This window comes from Streptomyces sp. NPDC049970 (assembly GCF_040660235.1).
Classification (GTDB): Bacteria; Actinomycetota; Actinomycetes; order Streptomycetales; family Streptomycetaceae; genus Streptomyces.
The window spans coordinates 210,031-234,736 of sequence record NZ_JBFALP010000009.1 but is presented as its reverse complement, the minus strand read 5'-3'; the positions used below and the strand labels follow the sequence as shown (position 1 = coordinate 234,736).

1 protein-coding gene (cut by a window edge) is annotated in these 24,706 nt (G+C 75.2%); it reads left to right on the top strand.

Annotated features, from left to right (window positions below):
* A protein-coding gene (locus AB0I83_RS18785; protein ID WP_363305379.1) for a lonely Cys domain-containing protein crosses the window boundary here: on the top strand, positions 1-24,706 show its 3' portion. 13,049 nt of this gene lie to the left of the window's left edge; 24,706 of the gene's 37,755 nt are visible here — the last part of the coding sequence; its start codon lies off the left edge, out of view; its stop codon occupies positions 24,704-24,706.

Genomic DNA, 24,706 nt, shown 5'->3' with positions numbered 1-24,706 from the left:
GATGCCGCCCGCCGACAGCGGCGGCGGTCCGCGCTACCGCCTCGCCCGCGACGGCGTCCTCACCGCGCCCGACGGTGCCACCTATACCCAGGGTGCCCACTCCGGTCGCGGCAACGGCTTCTTCGGCGCGCTCTCCACGGCCCTGCGCCTGGCGGCGCAGCAGCCCGGACCCGACCGGCACGAGGCGGCGCGGCTGCGCAGCCGCGCCGGGGCCTCGCCCGCCCAGCTGATGCGCCTGAACGGCCTTCCTGGTGACCCGGCCGAGCGGAGCACGCTCTTCACACCCCCGCCGCTCCGTGTCCGCCCCGGCGCGCCCGCGCCGAGCCAGGATGCGCGGGAGGGGCACCTGCGCCGCCATCTCGCGGAGGCTCCGTGGGGTCCCGGGGCCGACCGCGCGGTCGCCGAATGGGCTGCCGCCGCCACCGGTACCACCGTCACCCTGATCGAGGAGAACGGCACCGCCCACACCTTCGCCGGCCCCTCCACCGACAGCGCCACGCTCCTGCTCCGCCGTCGTGGCGGCGACTTCGTACCCCTGCTCCTCCGTACGCCGGCGCCGGCGCCGGGACCGAAGACACCGGGGACGGAGGAGGGCGCGCGGTCCGAGCCCACCGCCCCGCCGGTGTCCCAGGAGGACGCGGCCGCCGTTCCGCTGCCCCCGTCCCCCTCTTCCCTGACCGGTACGGACGCCCCGGGGCTGCCCGGACTCCCCGCGGAGGAGGAGGCGTACGAGCTGAGCACGCTGTCCGGCGCCGACTCCGAGGCCCAGGCGCTGGCGCGGTTCCGGTTCACCGACGACACCAGTGGCGACGAGAGCTCCGACAGCGAGGACGGCGCCGAGGACCGGGCCGAAGGCGGGGCCCTCGACACGCCCGAGGCGTGGCTCGACCTCCTCTTCGGACCGGCGACGCGGGACGACCACCCGTCCGACCTGCTCGTCGGCACGGCGTTGTCGCTCAGGGAACTCGCGCGCGAGCACTCCGACCCGTCGGCAGGGGGCGCCGACATGCTGGACGCCCTGCACAGTCTGACCAGGCGGGTGCTGGACCTCGGCCCCGACGCCGAGGTGCGGGGGCGGCACCTGCTGCTCCTCGGTTCGGTGGCACTCAGCGCGTCCCCGGACGAGACGGCCCACGAGGACGCCCTCGCCTCGTACCTCACGAGCCACGACGCGGCCCTGGGCCGGGGGACCCGACTGGTGTCGGCCGACGCCACCGGGCGCAACTGGACCGGCACCGGGGACGAGGTGCCGCCCCTGGACTCGTACGCGGTGGAGGGCGAGGACGGCGGGGTGAGCAAGTGGCCGGCACCGTGGTCGGAGCCCTACGTGGTCCTCGCCCAGGTGGGCAGGGACTCCGTCCTGCTGCACACGCCGCGCGGCACCCTGACGCTGGACGACCCGGGGGAGCTGGCCCGGCTCATCGCGCGTGACCCGGCCCGGCCCGAGGGCGCCGACGTCGTACTGGCCTTCCCGCACCACGACATCGAGTCGCTCGCGGGAGCTGTCGCCGACCTGACCGGCGCCAAGGTCTGGTACTCGGAGCACGCTCCCCGTCCGTCGACGGACTGGCGTACCGGCACCGGCCACATCATGCTGGGGCCCGTCCGCGACGGCGTCGGCACGGTGTGGAGTTCCGTCGGGCCGGGCCAGGACTCCGACAGCGACGGGGGCGTCTCGGACATCGTCGGCCTGTACGAGAGCGACTCCGACCAGGACGACGCGGACCGGGACGAATCCGACCGGCGCGACGGTGTGCGGGCCCGCACGGCCGAGCCCCTGTCGACGACGAACTACGGCGTGGTGGACAACCGGGACGAGGGCGTGCTCTTCCGCAGGCCGGGCGGTCTCCGGGGCAGGCTGCTCACTCCGCGGTCCCTGGTGGGTACGGAGGACGCCCCCGAACTCGCCATGTCCACGCAGGACTACCTCGAGACGCCCGTCAGCGAGCGGCCCGAGCTGCGGATCTCCTCGGACCGCACGCTCGCCGTCGAGAGCGACAAGTACGGACAGCAGGTGTTCGCGACGGCCGAGGCCGTGGACCGCGCGTCGGCCAAGCTGGCTCGCGCCGGCACGGCGGTGCGGTTGCGGATCGATCAGGACCTGAGCGTCATCCTGCCCACCGAGGACGGAGGCAGCAGGCGGCTGTTCCTCGTCACCCCCGTCTTCCTCACCGGCTCCGGCAGGTCCACGGAGGAGGTCTGCCGGGACTTCGCCGACATGCTGGCCGACGGAGCCCGCACGTCGCACATGGTCTTCCGCGCCCCCGGGGGCGGCCCGGCGGTCACCGCCCCGGTCAACGCCTCCGACGGCGTGGAGGTCACCGGCACCCACCACCTCGCCTACGCCCTGAGCGGCGTGGCGGACGGCGAGACGCCCCCCGGTACGGCGGATCCGGCGTGGGCGGCCTCGTTCGTGCGCCGGGACGACCGGCCCACCGGTGGCGACGGCGGGCCCCTGCCCGGCAACGCCTACGGAAGTGCGCTCAGCCTCGCCCAGCCGACCGACCCACGGCGCGACGCCCTGTCGGACGCCGCAGGCCGTATCGGCGTCAACGAGCACGCGTGGGCCGATGTCGGCGAGGGGTACGTCGTCCAGTCCGTCGCGGCGGTCGGCGCGGAGGGCCAGCCGAGCCTGGAGCGCAACTACGCCAAGCCGCAGACACCCAGCGGCTCCTACTTCGGCTACCACTTCGCCACGGTGGTCCTGGCCAGTGAGGACGGCAGCCACCAGATCTCGCTGGAGAACCACGCGCGGGTCTCCCAGCGCAACCAGCGCAGCCGCAGGGCGGTCCAGGCGAACCTGAACCACCACGACCTCGAGGACCTGCGGGCGATCGCGGCGCGACTGCGCCAGGAGATCGAGCGGCGGGAGGAAGCGGACGCCGACGAGCACATCGCGGACCTGCGCGGCCATCTCGACCTCACCCTCGCCCTGATCATGGCCAAGCGGGCCGGGACGGAGGCCGAGGAGGCACCCGCCGACTCACCGGAGCGCACAGCGGCCGAGCGGAGACTGGAGGGTGCCATCCGGGCCGCCGCACTCCGCATCGGACGGCTCGAACCGGTCATCCCGGGCAAGCACCAGTGGTACATGCGGATGTACTCGCAGCGGCCGGGCGAGTCCGCCCACGACACCAACGCCGAACTGCTGGGTGACAGGCCATCCGCCGAGGCCAATCCCCTCACGGCCGTGGTGCTCCGCGGCCAGCAGCCCATGCCGTTGTCCGTCTCCTTCGACAAGGGTGCCCAGCAGACGCCGGAGGGGGCGAAGCACCCCGTCCGGCACCTCGCCAAGGTGGTGGCGAGGACGGCGCTGTGGAACGCCGCCAACGGGCTTCCGCTGCCGGACGTCGAGGTCACCACCCGGCGCTCCGGCCGCTTCGGCGGCCGTGACGTGGCGAGGGCGCGTGCCGAGGCGGTCGCGGCCACGTTCCGGCAGGAGCTGGCCGAAGCACTCGCGGCGCTCCAGGACGGCACCCCGCAACCGCGCCTCACCGCCGACCGGTTCACCGTCGATACGGTCCTCGCGTCCGGCAGCAGCCGGCTCTCCGGCAGCGAAGCCGGCACCGCGACCGTGAACGTCACCGTCGACGACCACCGCGGCGGACCGCGGCAGGTCGCCACCCGAGGGCCGGGAGGCCTGCGCGGCGGATCCCGCGACGACGGCCTCGACCCGGTGGCCGAGCAGTGGCCGATCGGCCGCCCGATCACCGTCATGCGGCCCCGCTTCGGCGGTGTCGACCCGGGCTCCGTCGTACCCGTGACGGATGTTCCCGCGGCGGACGCGTCCGTGACCGTCGCACCCCCGGCCGACGCGTCCGCCGACACCGGGAGCCACACCGGCACCGGCAAGGGCAAGGCCGTCGAGACCGCGGACGAGCCCGGCGCGCCGGCCGTCGCGGACCCGCGGCCGAACCGGTGGTTCACGTACACGCGTTCCGCCGAGTCCCGCTCGGAACCCTTCGCCTACGAGGTCGCCGACACCGGGCACATCAGGCTGCCCGGAGGGGACGAGATCCCGCCGACCGGGTGGACGCGGTTCGGGCACGACTTCGTCCACGAGGCCACGGGCGCGATCCTCCGGGGCGACAGCGGCTGGATCGGCCGGGTGGACAACATCGACACGCTCTCGGCCGTGATGGCCGACATGGACCAGCAGTCCGCGCCCCACCGGGTCGTGGCGGACGAATCGGCCCTGTACCTGGTGCCGGACGGCGACGGGGACACGGCCCTGCGCATCCCGCTGCGCGATGACACCGGCTCCGCCGCCCCCGGCACGGCCCCGGCCACGCCGGCGGAGTCCGCACCGCCGCGCGCCCGCCTCGACGACCGGCCGCGCATCGTCGTGCGATCGGCCTTCGACGTGCGGCGCTTCACCCACGGCGGCGAGACCGTCACCGACCTGACCGTGCGGCTCGCCTTCCGGCCGGGGGACGGGCAGGCCGACACCGACGCCGTCATGGCGCGGGTGGTCGAGGGCGTGGAGGAGTTCTACAACCGGCCGGGGCACCGACTGCCGAACGGCGACCGGCTGCACGTCACCGTCGAAGGCGTCGAGTCCGACCAGGAACCCCACCTGACGGTGGATCTGGTCGACCGGGACCAGGGGATGAACCAGCGGGCGTGGTGGGCCGACGCCGACCCGGTGGAGTTCGCGCACGAGTTGGCGCACCAGCTGTTCCTGCGGGACGAGGCGCGCGACGCGGGCAACCCCGAGCGGCTCCACGCGCCGGGCAGCCTGCTCGGACCGTTCCGCGAGCAGGCCCCCGAGGGCCTCGCGCAGAGCGGTCTGCGCCCGCGCCACCTCCAGCTGTGGGCGGCGGTGGCCGGGGACATCGAGCCGCACATCCCGCCGCGGGGGACGAGCTGGGCCGACGCGCGGACGGGCGCGACGGCGGAGCTCCGGGAGCCGGCATGGGTCGACCCGGTGTCGCTCCCCGCGGCCTCCCCGCAGACCGGTACGGACGGCGCGGTGCCGCCGCCGCTGCCCCCGGGGCGCGACCTGTCCCCGCTCGCGGAGGCGTCCGACGAGTCGGAGTCGGACTCCGAGGACGAGGACGTGGCGGCCGACCCGGGCTGGCTGGACATGCTGTTCGGCCCCCACCGGGCGAACGTCCCGCGTGACCGGCTCCGGGAGACCTCCGAGGGGCTGTACGCCCTCGTCCGGGAGGAGGCCGGTGCGAACCCCACTCCGCAGGCGCTGCGCAGCGGCCTGAACCGCGTCACCCGGCAGGTCCTGCACATGGGGACCGGGGCCAGGCCGGTCGCCGCGGACTTCCTGCTGCTCGGTTCGCTGGCGCTCGACGCCTCCTCCGACGACCTGGCGAGCACCGACGTCCTCTCGACGTACTTCGTCGAGCGGCAGATCGAGACCGGTCGGGGCGCCCTCGACGAGCGCACCCTGCTGCGTGACGGCGACGGCAACGCCGTGGGACGCGACTTCACCGGTCCCGGGCAGCCCGCCCCCGAGCGGAACTCGTACGCGGTGCGGGGCCGGGGCCGGGTCGTACCGAGGCCCGCTCCGTGGCACAACCCCTACCTGGTCGTGGCCCGGGCGGCAGGCCGCGCCGTCGAGATCGTCATGCCGGGGCGGACCTTCCGGGTGGAGAGCCCCGAAGAACTGGCCATGTTCATCTCCTACGATCCCCTGCGGCCCCGTGGCGCGGACATCGTCCTGGCGCTCCCGCCGCAGTACGCCGCGACCGTCGCGACCCTGGTCTCCGGCACGACGGGCCGTCGTGTCTGGCACCCCGAGGCGCCGGTCGAGGTGGCCACGCATCCGACGACCGGGACCCGCCACCTCATGCTGGACCTGAACGCCGGGAACACCGGAGCGGGCTGGGCCTCGGTCGACCCGCCGGCGGACGGCGGCCTGCCCGGCGCCCGCGACCTCAGCAGCGGGAGCGACAGAGACGGCGGGCCCGACCCGGACAGCGGCGACGAATGGTCCAGCAGCGACGGGGACGCGGAGTTCGACCGTCTCGCCGACCAGGCCGTCCTCGAACGGCAGATCGAGGCGCGTCGCCCCCGGCCGCTGACGACGCGCGACTACGGCGTCATCGACAGGCGTGGCACCGGAGTCCTGTTCAACCCGCCGCTCCCGTCGTCCGTCGGAGAGGTCCGGGCCGAGGACGGCACCGGCGCCGACGCGCTGGTCCTGCCGCGTCAGGACCTCGGGAGCGTCCTGATGGCCGACCGGCCGCCGCTGCACATCTCCGAGGACCGGACGCTCGCGATACTGGCCGCCGACGGCGCGTCGGGCACCGGCAGCCAGCAGGCCTACGCCACCCGCGCGGCGATCGAGCACTCGTCGGCGCGGCTCGCGGCGGCCGGCGCGGGCGTGCGGCTGAGGGCCGACGAGTCGGTCGGCGTACTGCTGCCGAAGGAGGACGGTTCGTACGGCGAGCCGCTGTTCCGCGTCGAGCCCGAGTTCCTGACGGCGTCGGGTGGTTCGGAGCACGCCTTCACCCGCGACTTCGCGCAGATGGTGGCCGGTGAGGCGGCCGCGCCCCTGTCCCACATCGCCTTCCGGGGTCCCACCGGCGGCCTCGTCGCCACTGCCCCGGTGAACGGGATGCACGGCCGGGAGGTCACCGGTACGCACCACCTGGCCCAGGCGCTGGCCGAGGTCGCCGAGGGCACGGACCCCGCCGTCGACGTCAATCCCCGCTGGGCCGCTCGCCGGGCCGGTCTGGACAACCGCTTCACCGGTGGTGTGGTGGGCGCCCCCACACCCGGCGAGCGTTACGGCCGTGCCCTCAGCTACGAGCCCCAGGACAATCCGCCGCGCACCCGACTGGCCATGGCGGCGCGGCGCATCGGCGTCAACGAGTACGCCTGGGCGGGCGTCGGCGAGGGCTACCTGATCCAGTCGGTCAGCACCACGAACGACAGCGGCGCGCAGTTGTTCACGCACAACCACGCCAAGCCCGGCGACCGGGTGGGCCCGCACGCCCCGTACCACTTCGCGCAGGTGGTGCTGGCGAGCGAGGACGGCACCCACCAGTTCACGCTGGAGAACGAGACCCACTCCCGGAGCGAGATCCCGGACGACGCCCTCGACGAGGTCATCGACGACAACCTCGACCGCTACGGCGAGGACGAACTCACCGCGCTGGCCGCCGGAGCCGAGCGCAGCCTCGCCGAGGCGCGCCGCGGTGGTGCCGACGAGGCACGGATCTCCCGCCTGGAGGCCTTCGCCAAGGCGGCCAGGGCCCTCGCCGACGTGCACCAGGCGGAGCAACTGCCCTGGTACTTCGACGAGGACCGCCCCGAACACGCCCTGGCGCTGCGTGAGGTGGCCGTGGCGCGCTCCCGCGCCAAGGAGCTGATCCGGGCCGCCGCGCCGGTGATCGACAACAAGGACCTCTGGTCCTTCCGGGCGTACAGCAAGCGGCCGGGGGAGTCGGCGCACGAGGTCAACGCGGCTCTGCTGTCGACGGGTTCGCCCGCTGTGGCCAACCCGCTGACGACGGTGGTGCTGCACGGCCACACCCCGCGCCGGCACCAGCACGTGGTCCGCTTCGAGGAGAAGGAGCACGGCACCCCCGCGGACGCGGCCGACACGATCGACGGCCTGGCCCAGGCGCTGGCACGCGCGGGGCTGTGGAACCGGGCCCACGGACTGCCCATGCCGACGATCACCGTCACCGGCCACGGCAACCGCTCGCAGTCCAGCGGCCAGGCGCGCGCCGACGCCGTGGCCAAGGCCCTGGCGACCAGGCTGGCCCAGGTCCTGAGGACCTTCCAGACCGGGGTGAGCGGACCGCACGTCGGTGTACGGGACTTCGGTCTGACCAAGTCCGCCAAGCGGGTGCGCAGGGCCGTCGACCCGGACCAGGGACGCCTGGTGACGATCGAGGTCGACGATCGCCGCCAGGTCACGCCCGGTCCTTCCGGCCGCACCACGCCCACCGGTGAGCCGGCCCCGTCCGAGGAACCCGCCGTCACGCGGCCGACGACCGCCCCGACCGCCGAGCCGTCGGCCACCAGGCCGCCGGCCGCCGAGTCCGAGCCGTCCGTCGGACCGTCGGACCGCCGGCCCACGAGCGCCGACTCCGCCGCCACGCCCGAGCGCGGCAGGTCCCGGCCACCGGGCCGTACCGCGCAGCCGAGTCCGGACCGCAGGAACAGCGACGCGCCCCCGTGGGTCCTGGCGCGCATCCGCTACGCCGAGGAGTCCGTCGCCTTCGACAAGCGGCTGGGTGAGTACCTGGCCGAGAACGAGGCGGTGACCGCCGAGTTCCGGAAGATGGCGAGTGCCGCGTGGGCGGAGGCGCGCCAGCGGCACCCGCGCGCGCTGGCGACGTTCGGTGACACCAGCAAGTTCAAGGCGGGCGTCGTCGGCAAGTCCCGCGAGGCGCTCCAGCGGGTGCTGAGGAGCGGGAACCTGCGGGAGCTGGTGGCGTTCCTCTACGAGGGGATCTCCAGCGACCTCGTACCGGAGATGCTCGGCGGCGCCGAGGAGCAGCATCCGCAGATCGCCGCCGAACGGCCGAGCCGCCGGCAGCGGGAGGCCTACGCGGAGTACATGCGCCGAGCCATGGAGATCCAGGCCTCGGACATGACCCTGGCCGAGAAGGAGGCGGCGGTCGCGGAGCTGCCGCAGCCCGTGTCCGACCCCGCGCGTCCTGACGAGGCGCGTCCGCCGTTGAGCGAGGCGGAGCGCCGGTTCGCGGTCGGCGACGCCGGGCTGACCTGGATGCCGGCGACCTCGGTGTACGACATCGCGATGAACGCCGACTTCCAGGGGCGTTCCGAGGACTCCGGCGGTCTGGTGGCGACCGGAACCGCCGGATCCACGTACCGCTTCCTGCTGCACGCCGCCCGGATGCGGGACCAGTGGGGCATCGACCTGGACCTCGGCCTGATCCGGGCCGGGATGCTGGCCATCTCGCTGACGGTGGGCCACCACACCGCCCACGAGGTGATGCGCGGCGCCCAGCTCGCCCTGGACGGCGTACCCGGCCACGACCCCGCCCTGGACTACACCGACAACTGGGGCCGTTACTGGAACATCCACCCCTTCGGCGAGCGTGAGCTGCGGGAGAACGTCGCGCGGGACGGGCTCTTCCCCGACGAGCACGCCGACGCCCTGCTGGAGGAACTGGAGCCGAGGTCCGCCGCCGGCACCGTCGTGCGCGAGGACGGCCCGCGCGTCCGCGGGGCGCTCCCGCACCGTCCGGTCCACACCCGGCCGGTCGCCTCCGAGCCGAACCACCCGGTGTCGCAGATGCCGAACCCGTCCGGCCCGCACCAGGGCGCCACCGGCACCCCCCAGCAGGTGTCGCCCGACGACGCCGAGCGGCACCGCGAGGCGGTCCTCGACGCGCTGTACGGCCTCGGCGCCCTGAACGGCGTCGACCGGGAGCGGGCCGCCGAGGGGCTGGAGCGCCTCGACCGGCTGCGGGCCTCCGACCCGGCGCTGCGCGGCGGCTTCCTGGACCTGGACGCGCTGGTCCGCCGGGTGCTGCTGCTCGGGCCCGCCGACACGGTGAACGCCTCGGCGCGGGGCGCCCTGGTGCGGCTGGCGACGGCACCGTTCACCGCCGACGCCACCACGCCGGCCGCGCTGTCCGCCCACTACCTCGCCCAACGCGGCGCCTTCCACGCGGACTTCCGGCTCACCGACGCCCAGGGCCGCCCGCGCGGGTGGAACTGGCTCGGGCAACCGCTGCCGGCCGACTTCGACCCGGGCGGCACCGGCCGGATCTCGCGCGCCCCCGACGGCACGACGGGCCACACTGGCCCCGAGACCGCGCCCTGGCTCCCCACACCTGGCCACCCCGACCCGTACCTCGTGCTGCTCGGCGGGCGGTCCGACGCGGTCGTGGTGCGCGGGCTCGGCGGCTTCGCGCGTCCGGTACCGCCCGAGGTCCTCCACGAGCTGATGGCCCTCGACCGGAACCTGACGGGCCGTCCGGGACCGCTGCTGCTGCACGTCGCCCGGTCCGGAGCCGCGTCCCTGGACCTGCCGCGCGGGCTCTCCGACCGGCTCGGCAGAGAGGTGTGGGCCACCACCGGCCGGTCGGCGATCGGGCGCCTCCCGAGCGCCCCGGACCGCTCGGTGATCCTGCTGCTGGACGAGGAGAAGCAGGCGCCGCGGGGTCAGTGGTTCGCCAACACCCCTGCGGCACAGTCCACTTCATCCGAAGACCCGACGGGCGACGGGATCAGCTCCCTCTCCGTCGCCCACCACGGCCACCGGTCCACGGGCTACATCTCCATGGACCTCGCCGACTCGGCCGACGGCGGCTGGTCGCGGACGCTGACGCACAGTCGGCTGGGCACGGCCACGTCCTACATCCTCCAGCGCACCGCCTACGACCCCCAGGGCGCCACGTCGCCCGTTCCCTGGGCCGAACTCAACCTGCCCGCACCGTACTTCCCCAACAACCACGGGCTGCCGGGCTCCGTCACCTGGCACACCCCGCAGGGGGAGCGGACCGAGGACGGGCCGCAGTTCGCCCGTAGGCTGGCCCGCCGCCGCAGCCTGGCCTCCCTCGCCCCCGAGCACCCCGTGGTGCTGCTCGTCTGCTACGCCGCGGCGCCCCCCGGGATCGGCGAGATGCACGGGCTGCACATCGACGGTCCGCTGCCCTTCGTGCCCGACCCGCTCGCGGCCGTCGCGGTCGGCCAGGACACGGCCAACGAGACGGGCCGCACGGTGTTCGCGACCTCCCTGATGAACGCCGCCGTCCAGTCGCGGGACGGCGCCCAGGAGGCGTACCTCAGCCTTCAGACGGACGCGCGGGGCCGCGCCTACCCGTGGGTCATGTTCCGGCCGGAGCCCACCGGGGACGCGCTGGACCGGCGGGCCCGTGACGCCGGGCTGCACCACGGCCCCGGTCCGGCCTCCGAGGCGGTACAGGAGCGGACCCTGCGGCTGGTCCGGGCGCTGCGCCAGATCTTCGGCTCCACGATCGACGAGACCCCGGAGTACCCGGAGCTGCTGCGCGGCATCGGCGCGCTCGACCTGATGCGCGAGGCAGATCCGCACCTGGACCGCGACGGCGCGCGCCGGTTCACCCTCGACCTGTACGAGCAGGTCCTGACCGGCTACCACGCGGCCGGGCTCCCGCCGGGGCAGACCCCGCAGTTCACTCCGGACAGCCACCGGAGCCTCCTGGCCGAGGCGGCCCGGCGGTGGGACGCGGGCCAGAGGACCCCCCTGACCGGCTGGATCGGGCTGCCGAACCTGGTCCACATGCTGGCAGGCCTCGCCTCCGCGCCCCACCGCGAGGACTTCGCCCGGCGGATCCTGGGGCTCGACGCCTCGGCGCCGGTGGGCGAGGCGGAGTGGTCGCGGGTGCTGTGGGCGTCGTTCAAGGTCGCCCTGATGACCGGCCAGGTGGATCCGGGCGCGTTCGCCGCCCGGGTGCTGCACCTGCCCGCCCCGGACCCGGCGCGGTTCAACGAAGCGGTCCTGCTGGCCCGGCAGGCGGCGGCCGTCGGCCGCGACCCGTGGCAGCTCAGCGAGGTGGCCGCCTACCACCTGGAGCAGCAGGGCGCTCTGGGGTCCGACCGGGTGCTGACGGACGAGGACGGCACGGCCTGGGGGCGCGCGCTGGACGGCGCACCCCGGCCGCAGGGCACGTTCGACCCGAGCGTCGTCACCCTGCTGGGATACGCGCCCGACGGTTCGCTCGTACCCGTCGGCACCCAGCCCGCGCCCTGGACAGCCGACCCGCACCGCCCGACGCCCTTCGTGTACGTCGCCGACGGTGACGCCGACGGGCTGCGGATGCAGGGACCGGTGCCGCCCAGCGACTTCGGCGAACTGGTCTTCCGCGATCCGGAGCTGCTCTCCGAGGACGGGTACGCCGAGGTCATCGCGGTGGTTCCGCACGGCAGGCCGTCCGGCGGGCGGCCTGCCGAGGGCAGCGTCCCGGGTGAGGGTGCCCGGAACTCGGCCCGGAACTGGTGGGCCACCGACAGCGCCACCACGCTCCACCACGACCCGGCGACCGGGACGTACACGGTCGCGGTGCTGCCCGGACCCGACGGGCAGCCCGCCACGGTGGGCGGCTGGGGGCGGATCACGCGCGCCGAGGGCGACGGCTCCACGGGCGCGCCGACGGCCACCAACGCGAAGCCGCCCCGCAAGGCCGCGCACACCTCCCCGCCCGCCGGGGCCCGCGCGGCCGACGCCGTCGTCGACGAGGCCGCCGACCCGGACCTCGTCGCCGCCCGGGACGCGCACGCGCGGGCGCTGAGCGCGCTCGTCCAGGCCGCGGCCGAGGCCGCGACGACGGAGCGGATCAGCGGTGACGGGACCGCCGTGGCCGACGCCTGGGCGGAGGTCGACGGGGTGCGCCGCCGACTGGAGGAGGCCGAGACGCGACTGTGGCTCCTGGGCGCCGCACCGGACGTACCGGGTGCGGCGCGCGGGGCAGTTCGGGACGACGCTTCCGGCGCCGACGAAGCGGCCCCGGTCGTCCCTCGGGACTCCGCCGAACGCCGTTGGATCGCCGCAGAGTTGACCGACGCCGATCTGCCGCCCGCACTGCCGCGGCCCTCCCCGGGCGAGACCGTGGGCCCGCAGGAGCTGGAGGCCGCGGGCGTCACGCTCTCCGTCGGCCTGCGGACCGAGATGATGCTGCGCGGCGACGACCGGCTGCCCGCGGACGCGTTGTCGCCGCTGGACCTGGCCCGGGTGCGGATGGCGGGGACCGGTGCGTGGCCGGACGCGCTGGACACCGCCGCCGCTCACGCGTCACGTCGGCTGTGGGCACGGGCGTACGCCGACTTCGAGGGCACCGCACCCCAGGACACGGGCGGGAGCGGCACCACGAGGGCGTGGGACGCCGCCGTCTCCCTGGTGCTGCCGGCGGAGCCGCACGCGGCCATCGCCGACTCCCGGTACGCCGGTGACGGCTTCCGCCGCGCGGTGCGCCAGGTCGCCGACCACCTGCTGGGCGCCTGGACCGGCACGGAGGCCGTGCCGGCGTCCGCCACGGAGCTGGCCGACACCCTCCGCTCCGGCCTCGGACTGCGGCAACGCTGGACCGCTCCCGCCACGGACACGACGCAGGCTGCGCCCGTACCGGTGGCGCAGTCGGGCGCCGACTCCGACATGCCGGACTTCGACATGCCGGACTTCGACATGTCGATGCTGGACGACCCTGCCCTGGGCGGCGTCGACTTCGGTGACTTCGACCTGTCGGCCTGGAACGATCTCGACGCCGGTGGCTTCGACTTCGACCTCGACCTCGGCCTGCCCGAAGCCGACCGGGCCGACCTCGACATGACCGACGCCGACCCGACCGTCCCTGACCTGACCGCGCTCGATACGGGCAGCGGACAGCCGGTGTTCGCCGCACCGGCGGCCGCCGCCTCGGCCCGGCCGCTCGCCCCGCTGCCCCGGCTGAGCCTCGTGACCTACGCCCAGGGGGAGACGCGGCCCTCGGGCGACGCGGAGGAGAGCGTCGAACGGCTGGCGCGCCGGGTCGCCAGGGCCGGTCTTCGCAACCTGCGCACCCGGGTGCCGATGCCGAGGATCGACATCGCCGGATTCGGCGCCGACGCCCGCCAGGCCGGCACGGCGCGGGAGCGGGAGCAGGCCGCCCGGCAGCGGGGCGACCAGCGCGCGCGGACCGCGCACGACCTGTTCGTCCGGAAGCTCGACGAAGCGCTGCGGGCCCTCCAGACGAACCTGCCTGCGGGGCGGACGCGACTGACCCCGAACGACTTCAAGATCACTTCGCGCGGCCGTGCGCGCCTTCCCGCCCAGGGCGGCACCGCGAACATGCCGGAGGCGGTGAGCCGCGCGGACCTGGGCCGGCAGGCCACCATCGCCCTCACCTCACCGGGGCACGCGGCGGCGGTCGAGGCGCTGGACGCACTGCGCCGTGAGGACCGGTCGCTGCGTACCGGGCCGTTCGACGTCGACGCCGTCGCCCGGCGCGTCCTCCACCTCGGCCCCTCCGTCCTCGTCGACCCCGAGATGCGCAGGGACCTGTACACGACGGTCGAGCGGGCGCTCGCGGCCGGCCGGGCCTCCAGCCTGGCCGCTCTCGCGGCGTTCGCCCTCGCGGAGGAGGGCGTCCTCGCCGCCGACCGTGCCAGGTACGTCTCCGTGGGAGGAGGCCGGGTGCCGGGCCTGAACTGGGCCGGATCCGACGTCGCCGAACTGGACGGCATCTTGGTGGACGACCTCCGGTCCGACGGGACGGGCGGCTTCACCCCCACCGGGAACACGGACTTCTCCCCGTGGGCGTGGGACGTGACCCCGTACGCCGTCCTCGCCGACGGGCGCCACGACATGGTGACCGCGCGGCTGCCCGACGGGACGACCCGGGACCTCGGTCCCGACGACTTCGCCGAGCTGGTCGCCTCCGACCCGGAGTTGCGGAACCTCCCGGCCGAGGCCCCGATCGTGCTGGCCGTCCCGTTCGCCGGCGACCGCTACCTGGACCTGCCGCGCAAGCTGGCCGAACGCACCGGCCGTACCGTGTGGGTGCACAGCGGCCTCGCGCGGCGCCACCCCGATCCGTCCGTGTCGATCACCATCGCCGTGATCAGCAGGGACGGACTGCCGCGCGGCACCTGGCTCCCCGTCCGGCCGGGCCTCGCGCCCGACGCCGACGACGACGCCCCGGACTGGCACCGCGACGTGCTCACCCAGCCCGTCGTCAGCGCCCTGACGGGGCAGCAGATCGGCCGCAGCCTGCACGAGCCCGGAGAGCTCACCGGGATGCGTGAGGACACCTTCAGCCGTCTCGACCAGATGACGCTGTACGTCCACTACAACCGGGCCACCGGCACGTACTCCGCCAAGCTGCCGTTGCTTGACCCGGGACCGAAGGGCAAGGCGTACCACCTGGCGGGCCACGGCCTGCCCGGCAGCCTGGTGCTGCCGCTGGCCGGAGGAGGGTCGAGGACGGCCGACCGGCGCGAGGCGGGGGAGTGGCTGCGGCGGCGCAAGAGCCTGTCGAGCCTGCCCGCGGACCACTGGATCGACATGGTCGTCTGCTACTCCTCGACCCCGCAGGACAGCGCCGTGCAGGACCACACCCAGGCGGGCGACTCCTACCCCGTGCCGTTCGCCGCCGATCCGCTCGCGGACGAGGCGCTCTCCCTGGGGCAGCACCTGGCGAACACCACACGGCGCACGGTGCGGCTGTCCTACGCCTTGCAGGGGACCTTCAGGTACCAGGACGACCCCGTGCGGGTGCTGTTCACCGACGCGCGCGGGCGCCGCTGGTGGTGGGAGACCGCCCGCCCGGAGCCCGACGAGGCCGATCTGGACAGGCTGGCGGCGTCGGCCGGGTTCGAGGGCGAGCCGTCGCTGCGGAGCAGGGCCGAACTGCTCCGTGTGGTGCGGGCCCTGAGGCTGCTACTCGGGCACGACGTGGAGGACGCACCCGAGTACGCGACCCTGGTCCGCGGAGCCGGCGCGCTCGCCAACATGCTGCACGCCGATCCGGACCTCGGCCCGACCGGCCCGCTCTCCCCGGACCTGCTGCGCCGGGTGGTCGGGGCCCGCCCGGAGGCCGCTTCCGGGGCCGACCGCCGGGCCACCCGCCTGGTGCTCGCCGCGGCGGCACAGGCGTGGCAGCACGGGGCCACCCCGCCGTTGAGCCGGTTCGTCGACCTGCCCGTACCGCACTCCGCCGCCCGGTGGCTGCGGGACACGGCGGCGGTGGACGAAACGGCCGTCTCCGCACTGAAGCTCTCCGGGTCCGGCGACGTGGGCGCGACCGAGCGCTCGCGGATGTTCTGGGCACGGGTCAAGGCCGAGGAGACAATGGCCGAGGCCGACCCGGACGCCCTCACCCGGAGGGTGCGGCACCTCGACCCCGGCGCCGACGTGGACGACGCGCTGCGTGGCGAGGCACTGGACCTGCTGACCCGGGGGTTCGCGGCGGGCCGGGACATGCGCGATCCCGACGTCGCCGCCGCGTACGACCTGGAGACGCGCGGCGCCTTCGACCGGTCCACGCCGGTGACGACGATGGGCTCCGCGACGGGCGGCGGACGGGACTGGACGGACGGGGCGTCGCCCCTGCCGGGCCTGGACCGGTTCCGGACGCCGGGCGGGCTCGCGGACGCCCCGTGGGCCGGGCAGGACGCGTACGGCACGGACAAGCCCGTCCCCCACCTCGTACTGGCGTACGTGGACATGCAGGACCCCGACCACCTCCGGGTGGGCTTCGGCGGCTCCTCCTACGAGGTGACCGCCGCAGAGTTCGCCGAACTCCTGGCGGCCGAACCCGAGTTGTCACGACAGGGCCTCACCGTCCCCGTCCTCCTGGTGCTGAGCGGAATCGGCGGGCCCGAGCCGGGCTTCGCGGACGTGGTCGCCCAGCGGCTGGGCCGCAGCGTGTGGTGGAGCCCCTTCCCGGCGGACCTGTCGGGGACGGACGACACGGGCACCGCGGTGCCCACCCTCATCGACTCGCTGGTCACCATGACCAGCCCCACGGCCGCCGACTGGCAGGAGGCACGGCCCGTCGACCCGACCGGTGCCCAGGAGGGCCCGCGCCCCGTCGAGCCGCCGCTGCCCGCGGGGCCGGGGCCGCGACCGGCGAGCCCGGCGGGTGACGCCGTACCGGCCGGGGACGGCCCCGCCGCGGCGAGCGACGCGCTGCCCGGCGCGGGTACGGCGGCCTCCCCCGCGAGAGCCCGTTCCTCGGTCGGAGACCCCATGGAGGGCGTGGAGACGACCTCGACACCGGCGCCCGTCCCGCCGGTGTACACGGCCCCCGCCGCTCCGCCGACGGCCCGCCCGCTGCCCGCCCTGCCGACGCGCAGCCTGGTGGCGTACGGGCACGGGCTCATGACCCCGTCCGCGGCGGGCGCCGACACCCTGCGCAGGCTGGCGTCCCAGGTGGCCGCCGCGGGGCTGCGCAACCAGCGGGCCGGCGCCTCACTGCCGCGCGTCGCCGTCACCGGCTACGGGGCCGACGCGCGCCGGACCGACAGCTCGAACACCACCGAGCAGGCGGACGCGGGCAGGCGGCGCGCCCAGGCCGCACGCACCCTGTTCCGGCGGCTGCTGGCCCGTGCGCTCGACGACCTCCAGCAGGACCGCCCCGATGGCGAACCGCGCCTGACCGTGGACGACTTCGCGGTCGGGGCGCGGGGCGTGACACGGGTCCCCGCCGACTGGACGGGTACGGGCGCGCTCGACGGCGTGACCCGCGCGGAGCTGGGCCGGCAGGCCACCCTCGGCATCTCCCAGCCACCGGACGCGGCGGCGGTGCAGACGCTGGACACCCTGCGCCGTCACCACCCGTCGCTGCGCGACCGCCCGCTGGACGTCGACGCGCTCGCCCGCCGCGTCCTGCACCTCGACCCCGCCGCGAGCGTCGGACAGGACCGGCGCGCGGAACTGTTCGCACTGGTGGAACGGGCCACGGCGGCCGGTGCGGCGACGGGCCTCGCCGCGCTGGGCGCCTTCCACCTCACCGAACTGGGCGTCAGGGCCCCTGGCCGCGCACGCCACTTCACCGTCCAGGGCCGCCGCGTACCGGGCCTCAACTGGGACGAGGACACCGTCGCGGAGCTGGACACCGCCCAGGGAGACGTGCTGGAGGACGACCCGTCCGGCACGTACGACGTCCTCGACACGGTGCGGACCCCCTGGCCGCAGGGTGTGACCCCGTACGTCGTGGCCGCCGACGGAGGGCACGACCGGGTGGAGGCACGGCTCCCGGACGGCTCGACGCGCGAGTTGGACGTCGACGAGTTCGTGGAGCTGGTCGCGGCGGACGTGGCGGGGGAGGGCCTGGCCCAGGGCACCCCGATCGTGCTGGCCACGCCCTTCGCCGGGGACGGCTACCTCGACCTGCCGCGCAAGCTCGCGGACCGTACGGGTCTGACGGTGTGGGCGCACAGCGGCGAGGTGATGCTCAACTCGGCCCCGGGCGCGGCGAGCACCCTCGACACCGTACGGCGCCCCGGGGTCCCGCAGGGTGACTGGATCGCGAGCGAGCCCGGCCTCGCGCCCGACCCCGACGACGACGCACCGGCCTGGCACCGCGACGTGGTCACCCGGCCCATCGTCAGCGCGCTGAGCGGGAAGCAGATCGGCCGCGCCTCGCACCACCCCGCCGAGTACGCGAAGTACTTCGAGGAGGACGGCCGGCACCTCGACCGGATGACGACGTTCGTGCACCACTACCCGGCCACCGACGGGATGTCCCAGGAGTACGACCTGCCGCGCCCGGGCCCCGAGGACACCGCCTACCGCCTGGACATGCACGGCGAACCCGGTCTCCTCCAGCTCGCGCTGCGGGACGGCACCGTCCGGCTGGTCGACGAGGGGGAGGCCGGACCGTGGCTCAGGCGCCGCAAGAGCCTGGCGAGCCTGCCCGCGGACCACTGGATCGACCTCGTGGTCTGCTGGAGCGGAGCGCCCAGGGGCAGCGCGGTGCCGGCCCCGAACACCGTGGGCGACGCCTTCCCCGGCCCGTTCGTTCCCGACCCGCTGCGCGACGTGTCCATGGGGCAGCACCTGGCGAACAGCACGGGGCGCACCGTGCGCCTGGCATACAGCTCGCAGGGCACGCGGTCGGCCAACGGCCGTTACACACGCACGCTGTACGCCGACGCGCAGGGGCGGCACCGGGCATGGGACCTGTTCAGGCCGGAGCCCGCCGGCGCCGACCTCGACCGCCTGTCCGAGGTCGCCGGATACGGCCCGGCCGACGGGCACGTCACGGAGGAGACGCGGGCGAGGACCCTGCGCCTGGTGCGGGCACTGCGACTGACGTTCGGTCACGATGTCGACGAGGCTGCCGACTTCGGTGATCTGCTGCGCGGCGCGGCGGCGGTGGACCACATGTGGCGCGCCGACTCCGACTTCGACACCGCAGGGCCGTTCACGCTGGACCTGCTCCGCCGGGTCGTCGAGGCACACCCGGCCGCGGCCTCCGGCGTGGACCAGGAGGCCACCCGCCGGGTACTGACCGCCGCCGCCGAGCAGTGGACCATGTGGCCCGGCGACGTGCTGGTCGGGTTCGTGGACCTGCCGGCGGTCGAGGCCGCCGCCGGGTGGATGCGGGACGGCGATCCCGAGGACGAGGCCGCCTCCGCCCTGGAGATCGACCCCGACGCGGTCGGCGAGACCGAGCGGTCACGCATCTTCTGGGCCCGGGTCAAGGCCGAGGAGGCGCTGCTCGCGGCCGGCCAGGGCCAGGACGCCTTCATCGCGCGGGCTCTCCATCTGCTCCCCGGCGCACGGCTGGGCCACACGGAGCGCGAGCAGGCACTGGACCTGATCACCCGCGCCTTCGCGGTGGGCCGCCAGGCGTCCGACCCGGACGTGGCGGCGGCGTACGACCTGGAGGAGTCCGGCGCGTACACCACCACCGGAGTGCGCACGGTGCGGGACGGCACTCGCGGGGGCGGCCGTGACTTCACCGGCGGGCTGCCCTCGTCGGACGTGGACCTGGCGCAGTTCCGCACGCCCGCCGGGGTGGTGGCCGCGCCGTGGACTCAGGGCCCTGGCACACCGGTCCCGTACCTGGTGCGGGTCGCCCCCGACGCGCACGACCCGGACCTCCTCCGACTGTCCTACGACGGTGAGAGCTCCGCCGTGCCCACCGGCGAGTTCCTGGACCTGCTCGCGAACGACATCCCGTTGATGCGCAGCGAACTGAACACACCCCTCGTCCTGGCGTTCTCGGGACCGCCCGCCGACGCCGGGGACGTCGCCCACCGGCTCGCCCAGCGGCTGGGCCGCACCGTGTGGTGGACCGACTTCCCCGCAGACCTGTCCGGGGCCGGCGACTCCGGACAGCCGGTGCTGACCCTGCACGACCCGGCCGCCGTCGGGAACGTGCCCGGGGCGGACGTCTGGCACGAGACGCGCCCGTTCCAGCACTCCGCACCCCGGGACGCGCCCCGTACGCTCCCCGCGCCGGTACCCCGGTCCACCGGCCGGGGCACCACCGCCCCCGGCGACCCGGCCACCGACGACGGTCCCGGCGCCCTCCCGACGCGCCCACCGGCCGGCCGCTCCGCCTCTGCGGACCCGGCCGCCCGCACGCTGCCGTCCGACCCCGAGTGGGCCTTCGCCCCGGCGACCGACACGGTCTCCGGCCCGGCGTCGCCCGCCTCCTCGGCCACGTCCGAACCGTCGTCCACCGCCTCGCCCACCTCCCGGGAGCCGGTCGACGCGGCGTCGGACCCGCTGCTGTCCGACGCCACCCTGATGACCGACGCCCAGGGTGCTCCGCGCGGGCGCGACTGGACCGGCTCCGGCATCCCCAGTGTCGACGCCTCGCGGATCCGGCTCCACGAACAGCGGGACGGCCGGCTGCGGAGGGTCTCCGACGAGGCGTCGCCGTGGGGCGACACGGCCTACGTCGTGGCGGCCGAGGCCGGCTACGACGAGTACCTGTTCGCCGACGGCCGGGAGCTCGGCCCGCGGGCGCTGGCGGACGTGCTGGCGGCCGATCCCGTCCTGGCGTCGATGCCGCGCGACGTCCCGGTGGTGCTGGTGAGCCCGTACGCGGGCGCCCAGTACGGGCAGTTGGCGCGTGCCGTGGCGGAACGGCTGGGCCGGAGGGTCTGGGCGCCCAGCGGCGACGGACGCCTCCTCGGCCACACGACCGGCGCCGACGGGACCGGGACCACCGCGGACGTCACCGCGGACCCGGCCGACGCCCACGTGCCGTCGCTCGTGGACTCCGACCCCGACGACGCGTACGGCGACTGGGTGCCGTTCGATCCGCCGTCGGACGGGACCACAGGCTCACCGGACCGCGAGTGGGTCACGGTGGACGGAGTCCGGTTCCGGGACAGCGACGTGGACACCCGGCCACTGGTCGGGACGGACCACCGCTTCGAAGGCCGCGAGTCGATGCCGGACGACGGCCGCAGGCGGTTGCGGGAACGCCGGCTGAGGCTGTACCGGGGCATGCGGGAGCGCACGCACGTGCTCCGCCTCGGCGACACCTTCCACACGGTCGACGCCGAGGAGACCGCCCCGGACCCGGAGGCGTCCGTCTACACCTTCCACGCCCACGGCGTACCCGGCGGGCTGAAGCTGGTCCGCAAGGACGGCCGGGTGCTGCTGCTCGGCGCCGAGGACGGCGGACGCTACATCGGCGGGCTGCCGGAGGTGGTCACACGGGCGGCCGGGGACGAACTGCACGTCGCGAGCTGTTACGGCGCGGTGGCCGGCGACCCGCGGCGCGAGCAGTCCCTCATCAGGCCCGCGCCCCTCGTCGAGGACCCCCTCGAAGAGGTCGCACTCGCGCAGCACGCCGCCAACCACAGCGGGCGCACCACCACCGCGGCCACCGGCAGGACCGGCTACAACGACACCGTGCGGCTGCTCGCGGCGACACCCGACGGCACCCTGGCGCGCATGGAGACCTTCCTGCCCGAACCGATCGACGGGACAGCGGAGTTGGCCGCGAGGGCCGGCCTGCTTCCCCTCCCGCGGCCCACCGGCCTTCCCGCCTGGGACGACGAGGGGCCGCGCGCCCTGCGCCTCGTGCGGGCGCTGCGGCAGGTCTTCGGCAACGACGTCGAGGCCGACCGCGGTGAGCCGGGCGGCCGTCACGAGCGACTGCTGCGCGGGATCGGAGCGCTGGAGACGCTGCGCGCGAACGACCCGGCGCTCAGCGCGTACACCCCGCTGCGCATGGAGCTGTGGCAGCTCCTCGCGCCGACGTCCGACGGGCCCGCCCCGCGACCCGCCGACTTCGAGGCCGTGCTCGACCGTGCGCTCGCCGCGCCGCGGGACGCCGCGCTCACCGCCGTGTGGGACGTGCCCGCGCTGCGGACCGCGTCGGACCGGCTGGCCTCGGGCGGCGACGCGGCGGTGCGGGCGGTGCTGCGGACGCCCACCGGGCCGCTCACACCGCGTGAGTACGCCCGCGCGCTGTGGGCGATGACCGGTGCCGCGGTCCTGATGGACGCCAGGACGCCCGCGGAACGCGAGGAGCTCGGGCGCACGGCGCTCCACCTGTCCGCCGACACCCCGTGGGACGCTTCCGCGGAGGCCCGGCTGAGGGAACTGGCCGAGCAGGCCCTCGCCACCGGCCGGAACTTCGGCCACCCCGGCGAACTGGCCGTCTTCCACCTGGAGACGCTGGGCGCGTTCGCCCACGAAGGCCGCATCCGCACACCCTCCGGCACCCTCCAGGGACGCAACTGGGGCCCCACTCCGACCCCCGGCGGGCTGGAGCCCACGCGGCTGCTCACCGCCCGGACCGGCGCCGACGCGGACAGCGGCCCGCCGGAGTTCGCCCCGTGGACCCGGCCAGGTGCCGTTCCCCCGTACTTCGTGTACGCGGACACGGACGCCGCCGGGCAGGTGGTCCTGCGGCTGCCGGGCGGCACCGTGCCGGTCGGCGTGCGGGAGTTCTTCGCGCTGCTGGAGTCCGACCCGGAGCTGTCGCTGACGGGCCACCACCGCCCCTTGGCGCTGCTGGTCCCCGGCATCGGAACGGGACAGCCGAGCGCGCAGCGGCACTTCTCCCTCACGAACGACCGCACCGTGTGGAGTTACGACGGGGCGTTCAGGGTGTCCGAGGGCAGCGGGACACGACCGGGCGTCGTCACGGTCCTCCCGCCGGAGACACCGGGCACCCCGACCACGGGAACGACGCGGGACCCCGAGGCCTCCGACGCACCGCCGCCCGGCGTCTGGCGCCGGACCGTGCCGCGGATGCCGTCCGCCGTACCGTCCGGCCCGACGGACACGGCGAGGGCCGGGGAGTGGAACGCGAGCACCGGCACCGCCGTCGACGACCTGGACGCGGACGGCACGCCCCCGGCGGCACCGTCCCTGCCCTACTCGGCGGACGGCCGTTTCGACCGTCGCTTCGAGGAGACGCTCGAGGCCTTCCCGGTTGCCGCGTCCAGCGACCGCCACACCGTGTGGGGCTACGGCCAGGACGATCCGGACCTCCATGTGTTCGTGGCCGAGATGGCCTCGCTCGGACTGCGCGGCGAGTACAACTCCGACGGGCCGTCCGCCGGCGGTGTCACCGACATGGCCGGCACCGTGTACTCCAAGGGCCCGGCCTGGGACTGGTACCTGCCGGGCCGCGGACTCGTCGCCTCCTCCCGCATGCGGACGGTGCCGACGACGGCGGACCCGTCCGACCCCGTGCCCGTACCGGTCGGCTGGCCCGCCACCGGACCGGTCAGCCCGACCCCGCCCGTCGACCCGGCCACCGTCGCGGCCGACCCCGGCGCGCTGGCGGGCAGCACCCTCCCCGACGCGCTGTGGCGCGACCACGACGGCCCGCTGTTCCGCTTCAGCCCCGACGGGCCCGAGCAGGTCTTCGGCGAGGGCCTCAAGCCGTACGGCCCCGAGATGGTGCACCTCATCGACCACGTCTACGGCGGCAGCAGCCTGGTTCCGGACACCGTCTTCGCGAGCGCCACCCCGAACCGCGACTACGTGCGCGACAGCGCCCGCGCGAACCCCATGGGAGCCCAGGCCCTGTACCGCCGCTACCGCTGGCGCTACGACATCCAGGTCCCCGGCGGCATCGACGTCAACGCCACCCTGGGCCTGGCCTCCCCCTTCCCCGACCAGGAGGAGGTGCTCTTCCCCGGCGGCGTCGACCGCAGGTACATCCGCGGCGCGCAGCCGATGGCGTACGGCATCCCGCTCGGACCGTACGTCGCCAACCCGCACTTCGAGCCGCCCGCCGGCGGGGACGCGCCCGTCGTGGACGCGGACTTCGCGGGCCCGGCGGAGCCGGCCGCCGCACCCGACTGGGTCCTGGCACGCATCCGTTACGCGGAGGAGGCCCTGCACTTCGAGCAGCGGCTGGCCGCGCACCTCGCCGGGAACGAACTCATCAACGCGGAGTTCGGCAAGGTAGCGCGTTCGTTCTGGCTGATCGCCCTGCACGGCGGCATGGACTACCGGCTGTTCGGCAGCGACAAGGAGGGGGAGGCCGGTGCGGTCGGCACCTCGCACGAGGAGCTCGCGAGGGTCGTGGAGTCCGGCAACCTGCGCGAGCGGGCGACGTTCCTGTTCAACGGCGTCGCCAAGCAACTCGTCCCGCACCTCATGGGAGGCGTCGAGCCCCCGCATCCCGAGATCGCACGGGAGCGCCTCGACCGGCGCAAGACCGAGCTGCGCGAGCGCTTCGAGCGGGAGCGCGAAGAGCTCCTCGCCGCCGAACTCGACCCCGAGGACGAGGCGCAGGAGATGGACGAGCTGAGGGCGCCGCTGCGTACGCCGCTGCGCCCGGACGAGGTCGTGCCCGCGCTGAGCCCGGCCGAACGCCGTCTCGGGGTCCGCGACGGCGCCCTGCTCTGGTCGCCCGCCGGCCTGCTCCACACACTGCCCATGTCCGCCGACTTCCAGAAGAGCTCCGAGGACTCCGCCGGCCTCGTCCTGACGGGCACCTCGGGCAGCGCCCACCGGATCCTCACCCACGTGGCCCGGCTTACGAGGGTCGCCGGGGTACCCGTGGACCTCGCCCTGATCCGGGCGGGACTGCTGAGTGTGATGGTGGGCGTGCGCCACCACAGCTTCCACGAGGTGATGACCGGGGCCCAACTCGCCCTGGACGAGCACGACCCCACGGCCGCCTCGGTCTACGTGAACGACTGGGACCGGTACCGGGACGTCCACCCGCTGACCGAGGAGGAGCTGCGTGCCCACGTCGCGCGCGACGGGCTGTTCCCGGACGAGCACGCTCGGGCGCTGCTGTCCGGACCGGAGGCCGGGAGCGCCGGCGGCCCGGGAGCGGAGGGCGACGGCGCCGTGCAACGGTGA